This window comes from Roseateles sp. L2-2 (assembly GCF_050613215.1).
Lineage (GTDB): Bacteria > Pseudomonadota > Gammaproteobacteria > Burkholderiales > Burkholderiaceae_C > Roseateles > Roseateles noduli.
In genome coordinates this window covers 6,304,886-6,324,162 of record NZ_CP192509.1, presented here as the reverse complement: position 1 = coordinate 6,324,162, position 19,277 = coordinate 6,304,886, and the positions used below count along the sequence as shown (strand labels likewise).

17 protein-coding genes are annotated in these 19,277 nt (G+C 67.5%); 7 read left to right on the top strand and 10 right to left on the bottom strand.

Going from position 1 to position 19,277, the window contains the following annotated elements; genetic code table 11:
- Positions 1 to 2 precede the first annotated feature (2 nt).
- From ACQZ13_RS28130 to ACQZ13_RS28100, 7 genes are all read left to right on the top strand, one after another.
- Positions 3 to 1,424 (top strand): NAD(P)(+) transhydrogenase (Re/Si-specific) subunit beta, encoded by a 1,422-nt coding sequence (locus ACQZ13_RS28130; protein ID WP_431049118.1) that lies wholly within the window; start codon positions 3 to 5, stop codon positions 1,422 to 1,424.
- A 159-nt stretch (positions 1,425 to 1,583) separates the two neighbouring features.
- Complete coding sequence (locus tag ACQZ13_RS28125; protein ID WP_431049117.1) at positions 1,584 to 3,761, top strand: Ig-like domain-containing protein; 2,178 nt, start codon at positions 1,584 to 1,586, stop codon at positions 3,759 to 3,761.
- A gap of 115 nt (positions 3,762 to 3,876) precedes the next feature.
- A complete protein-coding gene (locus ACQZ13_RS28120; RefSeq protein ID WP_431049116.1) occupies positions 3,877 to 5,994 on the top strand; it encodes an ATP-binding protein in 2,118 nt (705 codons plus the stop codon).
- 115 nt (positions 5,995 to 6,109) lie between these two features.
- Positions 6,110 to 7,783: a long-chain-fatty-acid--CoA ligase gene (locus tag ACQZ13_RS28115; RefSeq protein ID WP_431049115.1), complete on the top strand. Its 1,674-nt coding sequence runs from the start codon at positions 6,110 to 6,112 to the stop codon at positions 7,781 to 7,783.
- A gap of 87 nt (positions 7,784 to 7,870) precedes the next feature.
- On the top strand, positions 7,871 to 8,419 hold the full coding sequence (locus tag ACQZ13_RS28110; RefSeq protein WP_431049114.1) for a hypothetical protein: 549 nt from the start codon (positions 7,871 to 7,873) through the stop codon (positions 8,417 to 8,419).
- 53 nt (positions 8,420 to 8,472) lie between these two features.
- Positions 8,473 to 9,030, top strand: a complete 558-nt coding sequence (locus ACQZ13_RS28105; protein ID WP_431049113.1) for an NADPH-dependent FMN reductase — start codon at positions 8,473 to 8,475, stop codon at positions 9,028 to 9,030.
- A 3-nt stretch (positions 9,031 to 9,033) separates the two neighbouring features.
- The gene (locus ACQZ13_RS28100; protein ID WP_431049112.1) at positions 9,034 to 9,777 is read left to right on the top strand and encodes a 16S rRNA (uracil(1498)-N(3))-methyltransferase; all 744 of its coding nucleotides are present in this window, start codon (positions 9,034 to 9,036) and stop codon (positions 9,775 to 9,777) included.
- On the opposite strand, the gene ACQZ13_RS28095 is transcribed toward ACQZ13_RS28100, so the two are convergent.
- The 10 genes from ACQZ13_RS28095 to ACQZ13_RS28050 form a co-directional block, all read right to left on the bottom strand.
- On the bottom strand, positions 9,679 to 10,080 hold the full coding sequence (locus ACQZ13_RS28095) for a hypothetical protein (protein WP_431049111.1): 402 nt from the start codon (positions 10,078 to 10,080) through the stop codon (positions 9,679 to 9,681). The two genes, ACQZ13_RS28100 and ACQZ13_RS28095, sit on opposite strands and share 99 nt — an antisense overlap.
- The gene (locus ACQZ13_RS28090; protein ID WP_431049110.1) at positions 10,077 to 10,367 is read right to left on the bottom strand and encodes a type II toxin-antitoxin system RelE/ParE family toxin; all 291 of its coding nucleotides are present in this window, start codon (positions 10,365 to 10,367) and stop codon (positions 10,077 to 10,079) included. The genes ACQZ13_RS28095 and ACQZ13_RS28090 overlap by 4 nt, the downstream gene beginning before the upstream one ends.
- The gene (locus tag ACQZ13_RS28085) at positions 10,367 to 10,648 is read right to left on the bottom strand and encodes a type II toxin-antitoxin system ParD family antitoxin (protein WP_431049109.1); all 282 of its coding nucleotides are present in this window, start codon (positions 10,646 to 10,648) and stop codon (positions 10,367 to 10,369) included. The genes ACQZ13_RS28090 and ACQZ13_RS28085 overlap by 1 nt, the downstream gene beginning before the upstream one ends.
- Before the next feature lie 47 nt (positions 10,649 to 10,695).
- Positions 10,696 to 11,982 carry a THUMP domain-containing class I SAM-dependent RNA methyltransferase gene (locus ACQZ13_RS28080; protein ID WP_431049108.1) on the bottom strand — a complete coding sequence of 429 codons (1,287 nt, stop codon included), beginning with the start codon at positions 11,980 to 11,982 and terminating at the stop codon, positions 10,696 to 10,698.
- A 247-nt stretch (positions 11,983 to 12,229) separates the two neighbouring features.
- The gene (locus tag ACQZ13_RS28075; protein WP_431049107.1) at positions 12,230 to 13,753 is read right to left on the bottom strand and encodes an RNA polymerase factor sigma-54; all 1,524 of its coding nucleotides are present in this window, start codon (positions 13,751 to 13,753) and stop codon (positions 12,230 to 12,232) included.
- 15 nt (positions 13,754 to 13,768) lie between these two features.
- Positions 13,769 to 14,536 carry an LPS export ABC transporter ATP-binding protein gene (gene lptB, locus ACQZ13_RS28070; protein WP_088408594.1) on the bottom strand — a complete coding sequence of 256 codons (768 nt, stop codon included), beginning with the start codon at positions 14,534 to 14,536 and terminating at the stop codon, positions 13,769 to 13,771.
- Positions 14,533 to 15,156, bottom strand: a complete 624-nt coding sequence (lptA, locus tag ACQZ13_RS28065; RefSeq protein WP_088408593.1) for a lipopolysaccharide transport periplasmic protein LptA — start codon at positions 15,154 to 15,156, stop codon at positions 14,533 to 14,535. Before lptA ends, lptB begins: the two co-directional genes overlap by 4 nt.
- Before the next feature lie 255 nt (positions 15,157 to 15,411).
- The gene (locus ACQZ13_RS28060; protein ID WP_431049106.1) at positions 15,412 to 17,106 is read right to left on the bottom strand and encodes an ABC transporter ATP-binding protein; all 1,695 of its coding nucleotides are present in this window, start codon (positions 17,104 to 17,106) and stop codon (positions 15,412 to 15,414) included.
- Between the two features lie 4 nt (positions 17,107 to 17,110).
- A complete protein-coding gene (locus ACQZ13_RS28055; RefSeq protein ID WP_431049105.1) occupies positions 17,111 to 18,151 on the bottom strand; it encodes an ABC transporter permease in 1,041 nt (346 codons plus the stop codon).
- A gap of 8 nt (positions 18,152 to 18,159) precedes the next feature.
- A complete protein-coding gene (locus ACQZ13_RS28050) occupies positions 18,160 to 19,098 on the bottom strand; it encodes an ABC transporter permease (protein WP_088408590.1) in 939 nt (312 codons plus the stop codon).
- Positions 19,099 to 19,277: the final 179 nt, after the last annotated feature.

The following is a 19,277-nucleotide window of genomic DNA, read 5'->3' as shown; positions in this document are numbered from 1 at the left end:
CCATGTCGATGAACCTGGTCACCCTCCTGTATCTGATCGCGAGCGTCTGCTTCATCCAGGCGCTGAAGGGCCTGTCGCATCCGACGACCTCCATCCGCGGCAACGTCTTCGGCATGGTCGGCATGACCATCGCCGTGCTCACGACCGGCGCGCTGATCGTCAAGCTCGCGGGCGGACAGACGCTCGGCCTGGGCTACGTGCTCGGCGGGCTGGTGATCGGCGGCGGCATCGGCGCGGTCATGGCGCAACGCGTCGAGATGACCAAGATGCCGGAGCTGGTCGCCTTCATGCACAGCATGATCGGCCTGGCCGCCGTGTGCATCGCCGGCGCCGCGGTCGTGGAACCGCATGCCTTCGCCATCGCGCCGCGCGGCGAACCGATTCCCGGCGGCAACCGCGTCGAGCTCGCGCTCGGCTGCTTCATCGGCGCGGTGACCTTCTCCGGCTCCGTGATCGCCTTCGGCAAGCTCAGCGGCAAGTACAAGTTCCGGCTGTTCCAGGGCGCGCCCGTCACCTTCCCCGGCCAGCACTGGCTGAACGCGATCCTCGGCCTGGCCGCGGCGTTCTTCATCTTCGGCTTCTGGCATTCGCAGAGCACGATGGACTTCGTCCTCGTCGCGCTGCTGGGCTTCGCGCTCGGCGTGCTGCTGATCATCCCGATCGGCGGCGCCGACATGCCGGTGGTCGTGTCCATGCTGAACAGCTATTCCGGCTGGGCGGCGGCAGGCATCGGCTTCTCGCTCAACAACAGCATGCTGATCATCGCGGGATCGCTGGTGGGCAGCTCGGGCGCGATCCTGAGCTACATCATGTGCAAGGCGATGAACCGCTCGTTCTTCAACGTGATCCTGGGCGGCTTCGGTGCGGAGGCCGGCGCCGCGGCCGCCACGACGCAGCAGCGCAACGTGAAGAGCGGCAGCGCCGACGACGCCGCCTTCATCCTCGGCAATGCCGAGAGCGTGATCATCGTCCCCGGCTACGGCCTGGCGGTGGCGCGCGCGCAGCACGCGGTGAAGGAACTCGCGCAGAAGCTGATCGACAAGGGCGTGACGGTCCGCTACGCGATCCATCCGGTCGCGGGCCGCATGCCCGGCCACATGAACGTGCTGCTCGCGGAGGCCGAGGTGCCCTACGACCAGGTGCACGAGATGGAGGACATCAACGCGGAGTTCGGCCAGACCGACGTCGTCATCGTCCTCGGCGCCAACGACGTGGTGAACCCGGCTGCGCTGCAGAAGGGCAGTCCGATCTTCGGCATGCCCATCCTCGAGGCGTACAAGGCGCGGACCATCATCGTCAACAAGCGGTCGATGGCCGCCGGCTACGCGGGCCTGGACAACGAGCTCTTCTACATGGACAAGACCATGATGGTCTTCGGTGACGCGAAGAAGGTGGTCGAGGACATGCTGAAAGCGGTCGAGTAGCCCATCGAGCGGGGCGACATTCGCGCATCCACGGTCATCTTCCAGCACTATCGGTAGATGGCCTACCGAGTTGGGTGGGAGGCGTTGCCAAAGATGGCAAGTTGAGGCCGATGCGGGCGGCGGCTGACATGAACAGACTGCGGGATCCTTACTCCTCCCATGTCCACGATGCCCGCCACTACAGAACTGCTACCAGGCGCGCGTGCGCCCCTGACCTCGACAAGCCCCCCGCCCCCTCTGCGTCGGCGTCGTGCGCTTCACGACGACCAGGCCCCTGTCGACGATGCCGCGGCGGGCGGCGATGCAGGCTCGACGCAGGCGCCCGATACCCCGACGCGAGAGGCTGTCGCTGGCGGACTCGAAGGCGGCGCGACGACGGGCGCGGATGGTGCCGCAGCAGTCGCGTCCGCCGACACTTCGCCGGAGGCTTCGCCCCTCGCTGAGCATCCGCACGACGACCGCTACGCCGCCTTGCTGGCGGCGGGTATCGGCCTGCTCGGCATCGGCGGCGCGTCCGGCCTGGTGGGCAAGTCCTCGTCGGGCAATCCGCCGCCGGCCGCTGTCGTCGTGGATCCGAAGAACCCTGATCATCCGAAGCCGGACCTGTCCGTGCCGGATCAGAAACCGGATCCCGACGCATCGAAGCCGACCGGTCCGTCTCCATCGACGCCCGACCATCCGACGCCCGAACAGCCCAAGCCCGACCCGCTGACACCTGATCCACCCACGCCGGACCAGCCGACACCTGATCAACCCAAACCGGATCAGCCCACGCCTGACCAGCCGAAACCGGATCAGCCCGGTCCAGATCAACCGAAACCCGATCAACCGCAACCACCCGACCCAGGAAAGCCTGATCCCGGCAAGCCGGATCCCACGCCGCCGGCAGATCCGGATCCGACGCCGTCCGTGCGCGTGCCGGCGGCCCCTCTCCTGTCGCTGGCGAAGGACACAGGCAGCAGCGATCGCGACCTGATCACCTCGTCGGGTTCGGTGAACGTCGCGGGGCTGGATCCGGGCGCCACGCTCGCTGTCAGCCTCGACGGCGGCAAGACCTGGATCCCTCGCAGCGGCGATGCGCAGCTGCCGGAATCGATGTTCGGCGCCGACGGGGACAAGCATCTGCAGGTCAAGCAGATCGACGCGGCCGGCCATGAAGGCGCTGTGGCCGACCTGAGCTTCACGCTGGACCGGCAGGCGCCGGACGCCTTGCACTGGGCCATGTCGGGCGAGAAGCCGGCGCTGGGCCTCACGGACACGATCGTGCCGCTGGGCGTCGAGCCTGGGGCTCGCGTCGACTATCGCCTCGACGCGACCGCACCCTGGCAGACAGCGCTGGACGGGAAGATCCCGACGTCGATCTTCCACCACGACGGGCCCGCGCACCTGGACGTGCGCCAGACCGATGTGGCCGGGAACGTGGGGGCCGTGAGCACGCTGACGGTCGACATCGACATCTCCGCGCCCGCGGCGCCCACGGTGGTGCTGCTCAATGACACCGGGGTCAGCAGCACGGACAGGATCACGTCGTCGGGCGGCTTCCGCGTCGATGGAATCGAGGGAGGCGCCCACCTGTTCGTCAGCCTGGATGGCGGGTCCTCGTGGAACGAGATCCCGGCGGATGCGGCTTCGCTCGACGGACTCGAGCAGGCATGGAACTACGGTGCCTTGAGTCTCCAGTTCAAGCAGACCGATGTTGCCGGCAATGCCAGTGACGTGACCACGCTGAGCTTCACGCTGGATCGCGAGGCTCGCAATCCGAACTGGTCATCGTCGAATCCGGACAGGACGTCCGATGCGACGATGCTGAACGGCCACGACACATTCAAGGGCCAAGCCAGTGTCGGCACGGACAGCCTCGACTACCGTATCAACGGCGGCCACTGGGAGACCATGCCCGCCGATGGGCAGTTGCCCTTGACCCTGTTCGGGGTCGATGGACGACATCAGGTCGACTTGCGTCAGACTGATCTGGCCGGCAATGTGGCCACGCGGTCGATCCAGGTGACCACCGATTTCACGCCGCCGCCGCCGCCGGGTCTGGCGCTCAAGCATGATGACGGCGCCAGCTCGACCGACAAGATCACGTCCGATCCCGGCGTTGCCGTGACCGGCCTCCAGTCGGGCGACTCGTTCATGTATCGCGTCAATGGCGGCGAGTGGACCTCCGGCTGGGATTGGGAAGGCGGCAGCGGGCCGGTGATCAAGGACGTGGACGTGGTCGGGCGAGAGGGGTCGAATACCGTCGAGGTGTACCTCATCGATGCCGCGGGCAACGTGGGCGCTTCGAGCCAGTTGACCTTCCAGTACACGCCGCATTCAGGCGGTGTGATCTGAATCGTCCCGCCCCCTAGGTCCGAGGTGTCGTCTGGCGCCCCGATGACCTAGCATCTGCCGCGGCCGGCCTCTTGCGGGGCCGGCCGTTCCCTTTCATGTACGGCGTGGGGGCGACTTGGCGGTATTCACCCGATCGATGGAGGTCCGTCCGGCAGCGGCGACGGTGTCGATCCGGCGGCTTGTGCTGCTGGTCGCGCTGCCGTTGCTGTCGCTCTGGGTCGTCCATCTGTTCTCCCAGCAATACGGGACGGCGATGCCGGACCAGGTGCTGCGCCTGACCGAAGCGCGGCTCCTGAAGGGCGATGCCCGCGATCCGACACAGGTGCCCGGTGCGTTGCCCGATGCACGCACGCCGGCTGACGCGGCTGCGCCGACTCCGTCGATCCCGTCCGAAGCCGCCGCGTCAGCCGTCGTGACCCGGCCCTTGAATCCGACGGCCACCCCGACGCCGCTGCCCTCGACGATCCCGACCACGCCCGCTGTGCCCCTCGCGCCGGGGCATGTCGTCGCGCTGCCGGTCCAGATCCACGACACGGATGCCCCGGGCCCGCTCTGGTTCGCGCTCGACTTCCGGCTGGACCGGGCCGCCGAGGCGCCGTACTGGCTGGTGATCCAGCACCGGCCCGCCGCGACGGTCTATCTGGACGGCCAGTTGATCGCCACCTCCAGTCCCGGCAGCGGCTATGCCGCCGAGGATGAGGACGACCTCGCGCAGCGCGGCCTGCTGCTCGCGGGACGGCGCCTGCAGGTGAGCATCCCGCCGGCCATGCTGCCGGCCGGCGAACATCGGCTCAGCCTGCGTCTGGCGCGTCCGGGGTTCGAAGGCGCCGGCCTGTCCGCACCGCTGCTGGGTCCGTCCGCGCAGATCCGCGCGTTGCAGGAAGGACGTCGCTTCTGGCAGGTGATCCGCGTGACGACGGCGCTCGCCGGCATCGTGATCGGTGCCTTCATGCTGATGGTCTGGCTCGCCCTGCGCCAGGAATGGCTGTACGGCGTCACCGGATTGTTCTGTCTGTGCACAGCGCTGCTGCTGTCGCCCTACCTGCTCAACGGCGCGCTCTTTCCGGCGCCCTGGTGGCGCGTCGCGCTCGATCTGGCCGACGTGCTGTCGAAGGCGGGCCTGCTGTTCCTGGTGGCGCGGCTCTCCGGCATCGGCGCGCGCTGGCCGGAAAAGATGGCCGTCGCCTATCTGGTGCTCGGCACCGTGATCGATGGCGCCGCCGCCTTCCTCGGCTGGAGCTGGACCGACTTCCACCATCCCTGGCCGTGGTGGGCGCTCGGCAGCCGCGCCGTGGTGCTGGGCGCCGCCGCGCTGCTGGCGGCCCGTGCCGCGCTGGCGACGCAGCGGCGTACCCATCTCGTCGCGGCCTGCGCGGTGGCCTTGTCGGCCTGGGTCTGGCTCTACGTGAGCTGGTTCGCACTGGTCCTGACGCGGCAGATGAGCGTGGTCGACATCAACGTCGTCGGTCACGCCGTGCTGATCGCCATCGCGGGCGTAGCCCTGCAGCGGCGCTTCGTCGGTTCGCTGCGCGACGAGGCGATGGCGCGCATCCGGCTCGAACAGGCGCTCGACGCGCGCACCCGCGAGCTGCAGGACCGGTGGGAAGACCTTCAGGACAGCGAGCGCCAGCGCACCGCCGCGCAGGAACGCGAGCGCCTGCTGCAGGAGATGCACGACGGCCTGGGCTCGCAGCTGGTGACCGCGCGGCTGTGCGCGGAACGCGGCGTGTCGCCGCAATCGCTGGTCGGCCAGCTCGACGAATGCATCCGCGAGATGCGGCTGACGGTCGACGCGCTCGCCGTCACGGACGGCGATCTCACGCTGCTGCTGGCCAACCTGCGGCACCGGATGGCGCCGCGGCTGCAGGACGCCGGACTCGAACTCGACTGGCAGCTGACCGACGTGCCGCTGCTGCCGACGCTGCGCGGCACCGGCGGTCGAGAGCTGATCCGCATCGTGCAGGAGGCGCTCAGCAACGTCATCCACCACGCGGGCGCGACGCGGGTCCGCTTCTCGACGCGCGTGGACGAGGCGCGGGGACAGGTCTTGCTGTCCATCGTCGACAACGGCCGCGGGATGGCGGCCGACCTGCGCCAGGGCAACGGCTTGCGCGGCATGCGCCGCCGGGCCGAGCGGATCTGCGCCGACATCGACTGGCGCGCGCCGGAGGAGGCGCCCATCGAGGGCGGCACCGAACTGCTCCTGCGTCTGCCGCTGCGCGTCGGCAATTGAGCCGCTCCGGACACGTTCTGGAGTCATCTCTCCACTTTGTGCGGTCTATCGAATCCCCTGATGGGGCGACTATGGCGATCGGCGAGAATCCGCGCCGTACCTTGGAGACAGAACAATGGAGAAGAACTGGCTGAAGCACTATCCGGCGGGGGTGCCTGCCGAGATCGATGCGGACGTCTATCCCTCGCTCGTCGAGCTGATGGAAGCGGCGTTCAAGCAGTTCCCGGAGCGCCCGGCGTACAAGATGCTGGGCAAGTCGATCAGCTTCGCGCAGATCGACGAGGCCTCGCGCGCGCTGGCCGCGTACCTGCAGGGCCTGGGCCTGGAGAAGGGCGATCGCGTCGCGATCATGATGCCCAACATGCCGCAGTACCCGGTCGCCGTCGCGGCCGTGCTGCGTGCCGGCTATGTCGTGGTGAACGTCAACCCGCTGTACACGCCGCGCGAGCTGGAGCACCAGCTCAAGGACGCCGGCGCGAAGGCGATCGTCATCGTCGAGAACTTCGCCGCCACGCTGCAGCAGGTGCTCGCGAACGTGCCGACCAAGCACATCGTGCTGGCCGCGATGGGCGACATGCTGGGCTTCGCCAAGGGCATGGTCGTCAACTACGTGGTGCGCAAGATCAAGAAGCTGGTGCCCGCCTTCGATCTGCCGTCGGCGGTGCGCTTCAACGACGCGGTCTCCAAGGGCCGCGGCCAGAGCTACAAGCGTCCGACGGTCGGCCCCAACGACATCGCGGTGCTGCAATACACCGGCGGCACGACCGGCGTCTCCAAGGGCGCGGTGCTGCTGCATCGCAACCTGGTGGCCAACACGCTGCAGTGCGAGGCCTGGTACCAGCCCGCGCTGAAGAAGAAGCCCGCCGATGAACAGCTGGTGAGCGTCTGCGCGCTGCCGCTGTATCACATCTTCGGATTCACGACCAACCTGATGCTGTCGATGCGCGTCGGCGGCTGCAACGTGCTGATCCCCAATCCGCGCGATCTGCCGGCGGTGTTCAAGGAACTCAGCCACCACAAGATCCACAGCCTGCCGGCGGTCAACACGCTGTTCATGGCGATGGCCAACCATCCGCAGTTCAACACGGTGGACTGGAGCGGCCTGGTGATCTCGGTGGGCGGCGGCATGGCGGTGCAGCAGGCGACGGCCAAGCTGTGGCTGGAGAAGACCGGCTGCCCGATCGTCGAAGGCTACGGCCTGTCGGAGACGTCGCCGGTCGCGTGCTGCAACCCGACGGACAGCACCGCGTACACCGGCTCGATCGGCCTGCCGCTGTCCGGCACCGAGGTGACGCTGCTGGACGACGACGGCAACGAAGTCCCGTCCGGGTCGAGCGGGGAGATCGCGATCCGCGGTCCGCAGGTGATGGCGGGCTACTGGCAACGGCCGGACGAGACCGCCAAGGTGATGACGGCCGATGGTTACTTCCGCACCGGCGACATCGGCACGGTGGACGAGCGCGGCTTCTTCCGCATCGTCGACCGCAAGAAGGACATGATCCTGGTCAGCGGCTTCAACGTCTATCCGAACGAGATCGAGGACGTGCTGACGCAGATGCCGGGCGTGGCCGAGTGCGCCGCGGTCGGCGTGCCCGACGAGAAGGCCGGCGAGGCGGTGAAGGTCGTGATCGTGCGCCGCAATCCGGCGCTGACCGAAGCCGACGTGAAGGCCTTCTGCGAAGCCAACCTGACCGGCTACAAGCGTCCGCGCATCATCGAGTTCCGGACCGAACTGCCAAAAACGCCGGTTGGCAAGGTGCTGCGTCGTGAATTGCGCGACAAGAAGTAGCAGTCGGTAGCAGTTTTAGGGATTGCACTTGGGCGAAACCCGCCCTTGACGGCCTAAAGTTCGCCCTCCTGAGGAGGAGGCAAGGCCGTGCTCGAAGAACGCTACGAAAAGACAGAGGCCGGGAGGGCGGAGATCAAGTCGCGCGCGCTGGTGCAGGCGCGTGTCGCGCGCAACCTGCTGCTGGTGATCGACGCCAGCAAGTCCGGCGGCGACTGGGTGGGGGTGGTGCAGGGCGCCGCGCCCACGGATCTCGAACTGCTGGTGCAGCATCAACTCGTGAAGGTGACCGCCGGGGCGCCGCTGTCGCGGCCCATGGGCCCGTCGTCGATCGCCACGCCGATGGGATCGGGATCGCCGTCGTCGCGCATGAGCGGGGCGTCGTCCTCGAGGTCCGCGGCATCGCGGCTCGCGGGCGCGCCGACCTCGTCGCTGCCGTTCCAGGAGCTGTACACCGCGCTCAGCACCTTCGCCAAGCAGCAGGGGCTGCTGAAGGGTTACAAGATCGCGCTGGAGGTCGAGCAGTGCGCCGACATGAACCAGCTGCAGACGCTGGCGCTGGACATCATCGACCGCGTGCGCGCCGCCAAGGGCGACGCCGCGGCGCACGAGCTGCGTGCGACACTGGGGTTCAACTGAACCGGACCGCCTGACTTCCTGGAGGCGGTCCTTCCATTGTTGGGAGCCCCTCCATGTCCACGTCCTACCGCGTCGCGGTGCTGGTCGGCAGCCTGCGCAAGGCGTCGTTCAACCGCAAGCTGGCCCTCGCGCTGGCCCACATCGCCCCGGCTGAGCTGAAGCTCGAGATCGTCGAGATCGGCGCGCTGCCTTTCTACAACGAAGACGACGCGGCCGATCCGCCGGCGGCGTGGGTCGACTTCCGCAAGGCGGTGAAGTCCGCCGACGCGGTGCTGTTCGTGAGCCCCGAATACAACCGCTCGATCCCCGGCGCGCTGAAGAACGCGCTGGACGTGGGATCGCGGCCGTACGGCCAGAGCGCCTTCGACGGCAAGCCGGCGGCGGTGATCACGCTGTCGCCGGGCGCGCTGGGCGGCTTCGGCGCGCACCACCACCTGCGCCAGGTGCTGGCCTGCCTGAACACGCCGCTGCTGCCGTCGCCGGAGGTCTACCTCGGCGGCGCAGCCGACATGTTCAAGGACGACGGCAGCTTCGCGAAGCCGGAGACGGAAGCCTTCCTGCGCAAGGTGCTGGCGGCGTTCGCCGCCTGGGTGGGCAAGCACAAGGGGTGAACGTTGGCGGCGAGGTTGTTTGTCGAGCAGCCGCTGGAAGCGGCGGGGCTCGAAGCTGAACTGGCGCTGCCCTCCGGGGCGGCGCGCCATGTGCAGGTGCTGCGGCTGCAGCCGGGGGACGAGGTCACCTTGTTCGACGGCAGCGGGGACGAGTGGACCGCGGCGGTCACGGCGATGGGGCGCAGCGAAGTCCGCGTCGCGCTGAAGGCGCGTCAGGCGGTGGATCGCGAGCTCAAGCGCGCGGTGACGCTGGCCGTCGTGATGCCGGCCAACGACCGGATGGACGGCATCGTCGAGAAGGCCTGCGAGCTCGGCGCGGTGGCGATCCAGCCGCTGATGAGCGAGCGTTCCGTGCTGCGCCTCAACGGCGACCGCGCGGACAAGAAGCGCGCGCACTGGCAAGGCGTCGCGATCGCGGCGGCCGAGCAGTGTGGTCGTTCGAAGCCTCTACAGGTCGCGCCGGTGAAGACGCTGGCGTCCTGGCTCGCCGAGCTGCCCGCCGATGCCGACGAGCAGCGATGGCTGCTGAGCCCGGTGGCTGCGCAGCCGCTGTCGGCGCTGACGCCGTCATCGAGCGATACGCAACGCATCACCGTCCTCAGCGGCCCCGAAGGCGGCCTCAGCGAGGCCGAAGAGCAGTCCGCACGCTCACGCGGATTCAGCGCTGCGAAGCTCGGTCCCAGGATCCTGCGGGCCGACACTGCGCCGCTCGCCGTACTCGGCTGGCTGGCTCTCAGCGAGGTCTGAGGCTTGCTCCTCTGCTTGAATCTTCGCAAGCAGAGGCCCAAACGCTTCCTCAATGGTGAGGTATTGGTCCTTCGGAGTCGCGAGACGTCGCGCGAGTTCTTCATCGAACGCTCTGATCTGGTCTTCGCGCCACGCCTTCAATTCTTCGCTCTTGCGAAGCACCTCCATTCTCGAAGCGTACTTGCCACGCGCCAAGACTGCCGCGACGAGTTCCGCGATGGCGGGCTCCAGGCGCAGCCAGTAGCTTTCTTCCGCGTACTCAAAATCTTCGATTGATTCGCTTGAGGATTCTTTGTCTGTCATGGGATCTCCAGTAGATTGACGTCCATGGCGGAGTGAAGGATTCGGACAACGTCGATACGTCCGAGGTCGTGCTTCAGCCGAAAGAGGATCCGATAGTTGCCATGGAGCCGGCGACGCAGATCGCTATGTCCGAGGAACGGATAGGCATCTGGCATATGCGCCAACGCCTCTGCCTTCGTCAGCAGTTCCTGGACGAAGCTCTCCGCCCTGGGCAGATTGCGCCGCGCGATGTACTCGAAGATGCTCTCTAGATCGTCTTCAGCCTCCGGGAGGAGGTGAACGTACATCAGGGCTCTTGCTTGCGCTTGGGGCGCTTCCCGAGAAGTTCGTCGACGACGTCCCGCATCGGACGACCTCGGTTGTTGTCCGAGTCGTCGATGCCTCGGTCGAGCATCGCGCGAAATGCTGCTTGACGCTCTCGTTGCTGAAGCAGGCGAACGCCTTCCTTCAACACTTCCTGCCGGGATGAATACCGACCGCTATCGATCAACTGCTGCACGTAGGCCTCCAATTCAGGTCCAAGTTCAGCGTGAATCATCTCGGTCATTCCCTCGAAAAGAAATCGCATCGACGGGGGAGGCGTCTCCCCACCAAGGGGGCCCACCTTAGTCGGAGTTACTCGTCGGAGTCAGAGTCCCCTGCGTTCTGCTTGCGAGCCGAGCCGGCGACGAGGTCGAACTTGAAGAGCCGGCATTCGATCGGTCCGTTCCACATCGGGATGCGGCGCGACTCCTTGAGTCGCATCTTGCTGGGCAGCTTCATTTCCGGGCAGAGCAGCCACGCGGTCCATCCCGCCGGATGCTGCGTGTACGCGCGCTTCCAATGCGCGGAGAGACGCGGGAAGAAGTCGTCGCCCGCATCGCGCTCTTCGGACAGCGCACCGCCGTCCATGCGCTGCGTGCCGGCCTTGCCGCGGACCTCGATCCGCTCGCCGTAAGGCGGGTTCAGCATCAGCGTGCCGGCCATGTCGTCCGGCAGCGCAGGGGCTGGACGCTCCAGCGCGTCACCGCCGTTGAACTGGATGTACTGCGCCACGCCGGCGCGCTCCGCATTGCGTCGCGCGAAGTCGACCATCCGGAACGACACGTCGCTCGCGAAGATCGGCACGGCCGACGGACGCTCCGCCGCGCGTGCCTCTTCCTTGATCGCGCGCCAGGCCGGCAGCAGCGACTGGAACGGCTTGAGCTTCTCGAAAGCGAACCGGCGCTGGATGCCCGGCGCGATGTTGCAGGCGATGGTGGCCGCTTCGACCGGAATCGTGCCCGAGCCGCAGCACGGATCGTGCAGCGCGCCGCCGGCCTCGGGCGTACCCTTCCAGCCTGCCGCGGCCAGCATCGCCGCCGCGAGTGTTTCCTTCAGCGGCGCATCGCCCTTGTCCTCGCGCCAGCCGCGCTTGAACAGCGATTCGCCCGAGCTGTCGACGTAGACCGTCGCCAAGTCCTCGGTCAGATGCAGCTGCAGCGGCAGATCGGGCCAGCGCGTGTCGACGCTCGGCCGCTCGCCGTGCGCGTCGCGCAGGATGTCGCAGACGGCGTCCTTCACCCGCAGCGTCGCGAAGTTCAGGCTGTGCAGCGGCGATCGCTGCGCCGTCGTATCGACGCGCAGCGTCTGCTGCGGCGTGATCCAGCGCGTCCAGTCGACGGTGCGGGCGATCGCGTAGATGTCGTCCTCGTGGCGGTACTCCTCGCGGGCGACCTCGATCAGCACGCGCTGCGTGAGCCGGCTGTGCAGGTTCAGGCGCATCACCGCCGCGAGCGTGCCGTACAGGCCGACGCCGCCGCGGAAGGCCTTCGGACCCTGCAGGCAATCCTCCGGGCCGAGGATGTCGCGCACCTCCGCCTCCAGCCAGTCTTCGACGCCGGCGGCGCAGGGCAGGAACAGGTGATAGGCGGAATCGGACATCGTGGGTGCGGCGTGAATCGGGCGCCGCAGCGCCCGGGAGGATCAAGTGGTTGATTGTCCCACCGCCGGCCGCCGGGACTTGGCTGATCGACGGCCGCTGGCCCTCACCCCCGCCCTCTCCCGCAAGCGGGAGAGGGAGTGAGAATGCACCGAGCCATTCGTAGCAGGACCACTGGGGTGGCCCCCTCTCCCGCACTGCGGGAGAGGGCGGGGGTGAGGGCCAGCGGCGGTGGCAGTACGACGGACGTCAGCGCGACTTGCGCAGATTCGCCGGCGCGAGCTTGAGCGCCTCGCGGTACTTCGCGACGGTGCGTCGCGCCACGGTGATGCCCTGCTCGCCGAGCATCGTCGAGAGCTGGCTGTCGGACAGCGGACTCGCGGTGTCTTCGGCGGCGATGAACTGCTTGATCAGCGCACGCACCGCGGTGCTCGACGCATTCCCGCCGGCTTCCGTCGACAAGCTCGACCCGAAGAAGTACTTCAGCTCGAAGGTCCCCCACGGCGTGGCCATGTACTTGGCCGTCGTGACGCGCGAGATCGTCGACTCATGCAACCCCAGCTCATCGGCGATCTCGCGCAGCACGAGCGGCTTCATCGCCAGCTCGCCGTGCGTGAAGAACCCGCGCTGCCGCTCGACGATCGCTTCGCTGACGCGCTGGATCGTGTCGAAGCGCTGCTGGATGTTCTTGATGAACCAGCGCGCCTCCTGCAGCTGTCCGCCCAGCGGCGAGTTGCTGACGCCGCCGCGCGTCGCGCGCAGCGCCTGCGCATACAGATCGTTGATCCGCAGCTTCGGCAGCACATCCGGATTGATGGAGACGCGGAAATTGCGCCCCGCCTTCTGCACGATCACATCGGGGATGACTGGCCGGTTCTCGCTGCGTGCATAGCGGCGCCCGGGCTTGGGCTCCAGCCCGGCGATCAACGACTGCGCGTCGCGCAGCAGCTCCTCGTCCGCGCCGGTCAGCGACATCAGCCGTCGCCAGTCGCGCTTGGCGAGCAGATCCAGATGCCGACGGCAGACGACCACCGCCAGCGCCTGCTCGGGCGAGCGCGGCAGCAGCCGCAGCTGCAGCTCCAGGCACTCGCCGAGATCGCGCGCGCCGACGCCGGCGGGCTCCATCGACTGCAGCCACTTGAGCGCGACCTTGAACCGGTCGACCAGCTCCTCGCGCTGCTCCAGATCGGCCTCTTCGCCGAGGATCGCCGCGACGATGTCTTCCAGCGGATCCTCGAGATACCCGTCCTCGTTGAGCGACTCGATCAGCGCCAGCAGCGCCGCGCGATCGACTGCGCTCAGGTTCATGCCGGGAATCTGTCCGCGCAGCACGTCCTGCAACGACTCATCGGGCGCTTCGGTCTCCGGCCGCTCGTCGTCGTCGCCGGAGGACGACGACGCGCTGCCCGGCGTCTCGCGGATGCCGTCGAAGTCGTCGCGCTCGGTGCCGTTCTCCCAATCGTCGCGCTCGGTGGTGCCGAATTCCTCGGCGCGCATCTCCTCACCGGCCGGCGAGTCCCCGGCGGGCGCGTCCGACTCCGTCTGCGCGACGCGCTCCTCGCGCTCCTCGCGCTCGGTCATGCGTTCCTGCGTCGCCGTGGGCAACGGCGCGTCGAACTCCTCGTCGGTCTCCAGCAGCGGGTTGCTCGCGAGCATCTGCTCCACCTCCTGGTGGAGCTCCAGCGTCGACAACTGCAACAGACGGATGGACTGCTGCAGCTGAGGCGTCAGCGCAAGATGCTGGGACAGGCGAACCTGTAGCGTCGGCCTCATGTCGGCTCCCGGCCCTTACATCTTGAAGTGTTCGCCGAGGTAGACCCTGCGCACGTCCTGATGCTCGACGATGTGCTGGGGCGTGCCTTCGGCGAGCACCGCCCCTTCGCTGATGATGTAGGCGCGGTCGCAGATGCCCAGCGTTTCGCGCACGTTGTGGTCGGTGATGAGCACGCCGATGCCGCGCTGCTTCAGGAAGCGGATGATCCGCTGGATCTCCAGCACCGCGATCGGGTCGACGCCGGCGAAGGGCTCGTCCAGCAGGATGAAGCGTGGCTGCGTGGCCAGCGCACGGGCGATCTCGACGCGGCGGCGCTCGCCGCCGGACAGCGCCGGGGCGGGCGTGTCGCGCAGCTTCTCGATCGACAGTTCGTTGAGCAGCTTGTCCAGCTCCGCGTCGATGCGCGACGAGGGCCAGGACTTGCCCTTGTCGTCCAGCTGCAGCTCCAGCACGGCGCGGATGTTCTCCTCGACGTTGAGCTTGCGGAAAATGGAAGCCTCCTGCGGCAGATAGCTCAGCCCCATGCGCGCGCGCTGGTGGATGGGCATGGTCTGCACGGGCTGGCCGTCGATCTGGATCTCGCCGGCATCGGCGCGCACCAGACCCACGATCATGTAGAAACTGGTCGTCTTGCCGGCGCCGTTCGGGCCGAGCAGACCGATCACCTCGCCGCTGTGCAGGTCGAGGTGGACGTCCTTGACCACCTTCCTGACGCCGTAAGACTTCTGCAGCCCCCAGGCCTGGAGGCGGCTCCGGGAGGGATTCGTGCGGGCTTCCGTCATTGCTGGGGGGACTGGCGAGGCGTCAGGTTGATGCTGGGGCGCAAGGGCAGCGGGGCGCTGCTGGCCGGCGGGGGTTCGCTCGCGGCGTTGCGCGGCATCAGCACGACACGGCCGCGGCCGCTCGGATGCGGAGAACCGGCGCCGGTCTCGACGACCAGGCGCTCGGTGCGGTTGTCGTAGTTCAACGTGGCGCCGGACAAGGCCTGCTTCAGCTGGTCGCCCTGCATCACCCGCGCCTCGGCATTGCCGACCAGGCGGATGGTCTCGGTGCGGGTGTCATATTCGATCTGGTCGGCCCGACCCTCGATGCGCTCGCCCGGATTGTCACGGTCCTGGCGGAAGTGGACCTGCTTGGCCGACGTACCGTTGGCGTACGCCTGGTAGTAGCCGTCGCTGGTCTCCTGCACATCCATCCGATCAGCCCGCAGCTCCATCGAGCCCTTGGTCATGATGACGTTGCCGTTGAACTCGGAACGCTGCTTGACCTTGTCGATCGCACCTTCCCGGTCGAAGACCAGGTTCAGGGGCTTCGCATGGTCATCCTTGGCGGCCTGCGCCCATGGCGCGGCCAGGGCCAGCGCGAGGGCGGTCGACAACAGCAAAGGGCGGCGAAGCGACATGGGAGATCCTGACGGCACAAAACTTGCTGGCCATTCTAGCCATCGCTTGGGGCGGGAGCAGGACCTCGTCCCGCGTGAGCGAGGGGCCTAGTCTTCGCGCTTGTGGAAAGTTCGGTTTTGGTGCACCCGGGGAGGGCGGGGGACCGAGCAAGAGCCACCCGACCGGGGGCCCTTTTCTCCATCTCCCTCCTTTGCTTGCCTCCCGGCAAGCAAATTCCCTCCTTAAGTTCCGAAAAGGGCCCCCAGTCGGGCGGCTCAGGCCACGCTCGCTGCGGGCTCCTGTCCCTGGTACCCGCGCGGGACTGCACCCAGCAGACGCTTCGTGTACTCCTGCTTCGGAGCCGCGAGCAGTGCGCGCGCATCCGCCTGCTCGACGACATCACCGTGCTGCATGACCAGCACCTCGTCAGAGATGAACTTCACCACCGCCAGGTCATGGCTGATGAAGATGTAGCTCAGTCCGAATTCGTCCTGCAGGTCCTTCAACAGGTTGAGCACCTGGGCCTGGACCGAGACGTCCAGCGCCGAAACAGCCTCGTCCAGCACCAGCACCTCCGGCTGCAAGGTCAGGCAACGCGCGATCGCGATGCGCTGACGCTGACCGCCGGAAAACTCGTGCGGATACTTGTGCAACGCCGATTCGTCCAGACCGACCTTCTTCAGCAGCGCGCTGGCCGTGGCGACACGCTCGTCATGGTTCTTGCCGATGCCGTGGATCTCCATGGGCTCCAGCAGCGTCTGCGCGATCGTGAAGCGCGGGTTCAGCGACGCATACGGATTCTGGAAGACGACCTGGATGCGGCGACGCATCTTCTGCCAGTCAGGGCCGTTCATCTTCAGCAGGTCCTGGCCCTCGAAGAGCACCTGGCCGCCGGTGGGTTCGTGCAGCCGCAGCAGCGTGAGACCCATCGTTGTCTTGCCGGAACCAGACTCGCCCACCACGCCCAGCGTGTGGCCCTTGCGCAGCTGGAAGTCGACGCCCTTGACGGCCTTGAACTCGGTCTTGCTGAAGAGACCCGACTTGAAGAAGAAGCTCTTCTTCAGGCCCTTGACCGCGAGGATCACCGGCGCGGCCGGATCCTTGGCCTTGCCCGTGCGGTCGGAGACCGAGCGGCCGGCGATGTGGTCGTCGATGACCATCAGGCGCGCGGGGTTCTCGGTCAGCGAGGGCCGGCAGGCCAGCAGCGCCTTGGTGTAGGCGTCCTGCGGGCGGTGGAAGATGTCGGCCACCGGCGCCTTCTCGCGGATCTCGCCGTGGCGCATGACCACGACCTGGTCGGCGATCTCGCCCACCACGCCGAGGTCGTGCGAGATGAACAGCATGCTCATCTTGTGCGATTCCTTGAGGCGCGCGAGCAGCTCCATGACCTGGCGCTGGATGGTGACGTCCAGCGCGGTGGTCGGCTCGTCGGCGATCAGCAGCTTGGGGCTGCAGGCCAGCGCGACCGCGATCATCACGCGCTGCTGCTGGCCGCCGGACATCTCGTGCGGATAGCTCTTGAGGCGGCGCTTGGGATCGGGGATGCCGACCTCGTTGAGCAGCTCCTCGGCGCGGACCAGCGCCTGGCGCTTGCTCATGCCCAGGTGCTTGATCAGCGGCTCCATGATCTGGTCCGCGACCGGGAACACCGGGTTGAGCGAGCTCATCGGATCCTGGAACACGCAGGCGATCTCGCGCCCGCGCACGGACTGCAGCTCACGCAGCGAGGTCTTCAGCAGGTCGCGGCCCTGGAACAGGATCGCGCCGGTGCGCTCGGCGTTGTCGGGCAGCAGGTTGAGGATGGACATGGCCGTCACGCTCTTGCCCGAGCCGGACTCGCCCACCAGGGCGACCGTGCCGTTCTCCGGGATGTCGAAGCTGACGCCCTTGACGGCCAGCTGGCGCTGCATGACGCCGTCGACCTTGCCCATGCGGAAGGCGACCTTCAGGTCTTGAATGCTCAACAGCATGGCGTTACTCCAGACCGCGCAGTTTGGGATCGAGCGCGTCGCGCAACGCATCCGTGAAGAGGGCGAAGGCCGTGACGAAGACCGCCATGAAGCCGGTCACCGCGGCCAGCTGCCACCAGTAGCCCAGGATGAGCTCGCTCTGCGCCTCGGCCAGCATCGTGCCCCAGGAGACCTGGTCCACGCTGACGCCCAGGCCGAGGTAGGACAGGATGACCTCGCTCTTGATGAAGCCCACCACGTGCAGCGAGAGCTGCACCAGCGCGACGTGCGAGACGTTGGGCAGGATGTGCTTGAACATGCGCGAGCTCTTGCTCGCGCCGATGGCTTCGGCGCTGCGGACGTATTCGCGCACCGAGTGCTTCATGAACTCGGCGCGGACCAGGCGGTAGATGCCGGTCCAGCCCGCCAGGCCCAGGATCATGACCACCGGCAGCACGCCGCGGCCGAAGACGACGGCGAAGGCGAAGATCAGCAGGATGTTGGGCATCGCCGTGAAGACGTTGTAGACCCACTCCAGGAAGTCGCCGACCTTGCCGCCGTAGAAGCCCGAGAGCGCACCCAGCACGGTGCCGATGAGCGTGGCCACCAGCGCGGCCAGCACGCCGACCATGATGGAGATCTCGGCGCCCTTGATGGCCTTGGCCAGCACGTCGCGGCCCAGGCGGTCGCCGCCGAAGGGCAGCGTCTCGGCGCGCGGCGCCTCGTCGGTCTTGTACTGCTTGGCCTTCTCGGTCCACTCGGCGTACTTGGGCGCGAGCGGATCGATGTCGCTCAGGTCGACGTTCGGTCCCTTGGGCTGCACGATGGCGCCGGCGCTCTCCGCCGGCGCGGGACCCATGAAGCTCGGCGGCGCGTTGGGCACGCCGGTCTCCTTCTGCCAGTCGCGGGCCACCAGGCCCAGGCCGGCGGCCAGCACCAGCAGCAGCGACAACGCGACGACGACCATCGCGAACATGCCGAGCTTGTCGGCCTTCAGGCGCCGCCAGGAGGCGTACCAGACGCCGCGCGAGCGCTGCGGCTTCGCGGCCGCGACTTGGTTGGACATCACTGCGCTCATTTGAGGACCACCCGGGGGTCAACCAGCTTGTAGAGGAGGTCGGTGATCAGGTTGACCACCATGGTCAGCGCCGCGATGTAGATCGCGAAGGCCTGGATGACCGGATAGTCGTTGCGGTTGACCGCCAGCAGGATCTCGCGACCCAGGCCCGGGATGGAGAAGAAGACCTCCAGCAGGAAGGAGCCGACGAACACGCCGGGCAGCGCCACGGAGATGTTGGTCATGATGGGGATCATCGCGTTGCGCAGCACGTGCTTGAGCAGGATGGTCTTCTCGGTCAGGCCCTTGGCGCGCGCGGTGCGGACGTACTCATGGCCGATCTCGTCGAGGAAGAAGGTGCGGTACAGCCGCGTGTAGGGCGAGAGCGCGACGGCCACCGCGACCAGCACCGGCAGCGGCGCGTAGGTCGTGAGGTTGGTCCACAGCGAGTCGCTCCAGCCCTGCACCGGGAACCAGCCCAGCCGGAAGGCGAAGAAGTACTGCGCCACGATCACGTAGACCAGCAGCGAGATCGACACCGCGACGGTGGTGAGGATCATGACCGCGCGGTCGGTGAGGCTGCCGCGCATGTAGGCCACCGCCAGCGCGAAGGGGATCGCGAGGATGACTTCGAGCACCAGGATGGGCAGCATCACCGTGAGGGTGGCCGGCATGCGGGTGGCGAAGAGGTTGGCCACGGACTCGTTGGTCGCCCAGCTCTTGCCCCAGTCGAAGGTGACGATCTGCTGCAGGAAGATCAGCAGCTGTTCCCACACCGGCTTGTTCAGCCCGAGCTGGTCGCGGATGGCCTCGATCTGGTCCTGGCTGGCGTTCAGGCCGCCCAGCACTTCGGCGGGATCGCCGCCGAACCATTTGAAGAGGAAGAACACCAGCAGCACGACGCCCAGCAGGGTGGGGATCATTTGCCACAGGCGCCTGATGAGATAGGCCGCCATACGCGCGGGACTCCAAGCAAGCGCCGCCTTGCCCGATGTCGGACCCGGCGACCGATAAAGACAAACCCCGGACGCTTGTGACGGCCGGGGCCTGAGGGTCGAAAACCACGCGCGAGTCTACGTGAGCGTCCGCAGGCCCCGACCCGGCATTTGCCCTGAATCCATCGGAGAAAACTGAT

Bases quoted from the DNA above. Each gene is read 5' to 3' on its own strand.
- ACQZ13_RS28130 (WP_431049118.1), top strand. From the start codon at position 3: ATGTCGATGAACCTGGTCACCCTCCTGTATCTGATCGCGAGCGTCTGC.
- ACQZ13_RS28125 (WP_431049117.1), top strand. From the start codon at position 1,584: ATGTCCACGATGCCCGCCACTACAGAACTGCTACCAGGCGCGCGTGCG.
- ACQZ13_RS28115 (WP_431049115.1), top strand. From the start codon at position 6,110: ATGGAGAAGAACTGGCTGAAGCACTATCCGGCGGGGGTGCCTGCCGAG.
- ACQZ13_RS28105 (WP_431049113.1), top strand. From the start codon at position 8,473: ATGTCCACGTCCTACCGCGTCGCGGTGCTGGTCGGCAGCCTGCGCAAG.
- ACQZ13_RS28095 (WP_431049111.1), bottom strand. From the start codon at position 10,080: ATGACAGACAAAGAATCCTCAAGCGAATCAATCGAAGATTTTGAGTAC.
- ACQZ13_RS28090 (WP_431049110.1), bottom strand. From the start codon at position 10,367: ATGTACGTTCACCTCCTCCCGGAGGCTGAAGACGATCTAGAGAGCATC.
- ACQZ13_RS28085 (WP_431049109.1), bottom strand. From the start codon at position 10,648: ATGCGATTTCTTTTCGAGGGAATGACCGAGATGATTCACGCTGAACTT.
- ACQZ13_RS28080 (WP_431049108.1), bottom strand. From the start codon at position 11,982: ATGTCCGATTCCGCCTATCACCTGTTCCTGCCCTGCGCCGCCGGCGTC.
- ACQZ13_RS28075 (WP_431049107.1), bottom strand. From the start codon at position 13,753: ATGAGGCCGACGCTACAGGTTCGCCTGTCCCAGCATCTTGCGCTGACG.
- lptB (WP_088408594.1), bottom strand. From the start codon at position 14,536: ATGACGGAAGCCCGCACGAATCCCTCCCGGAGCCGCCTCCAGGCCTGG.
- lptA (WP_088408593.1), bottom strand. From the start codon at position 15,156: ATGTCGCTTCGCCGCCCTTTGCTGTTGTCGACCGCCCTCGCGCTGGCC.
- ACQZ13_RS28060 (WP_431049106.1), bottom strand. From the start codon at position 17,106: ATGCTGTTGAGCATTCAAGACCTGAAGGTCGCCTTCCGCATGGGCAAG.
- ACQZ13_RS28055 (WP_431049105.1), bottom strand. From the start codon at position 18,151: ATGTCCAACCAAGTCGCGGCCGCGAAGCCGCAGCGCTCGCGCGGCGTC.
- ACQZ13_RS28050 (WP_088408590.1), bottom strand. From the start codon at position 19,098: ATGGCGGCCTATCTCATCAGGCGCCTGTGGCAAATGATCCCCACCCTG.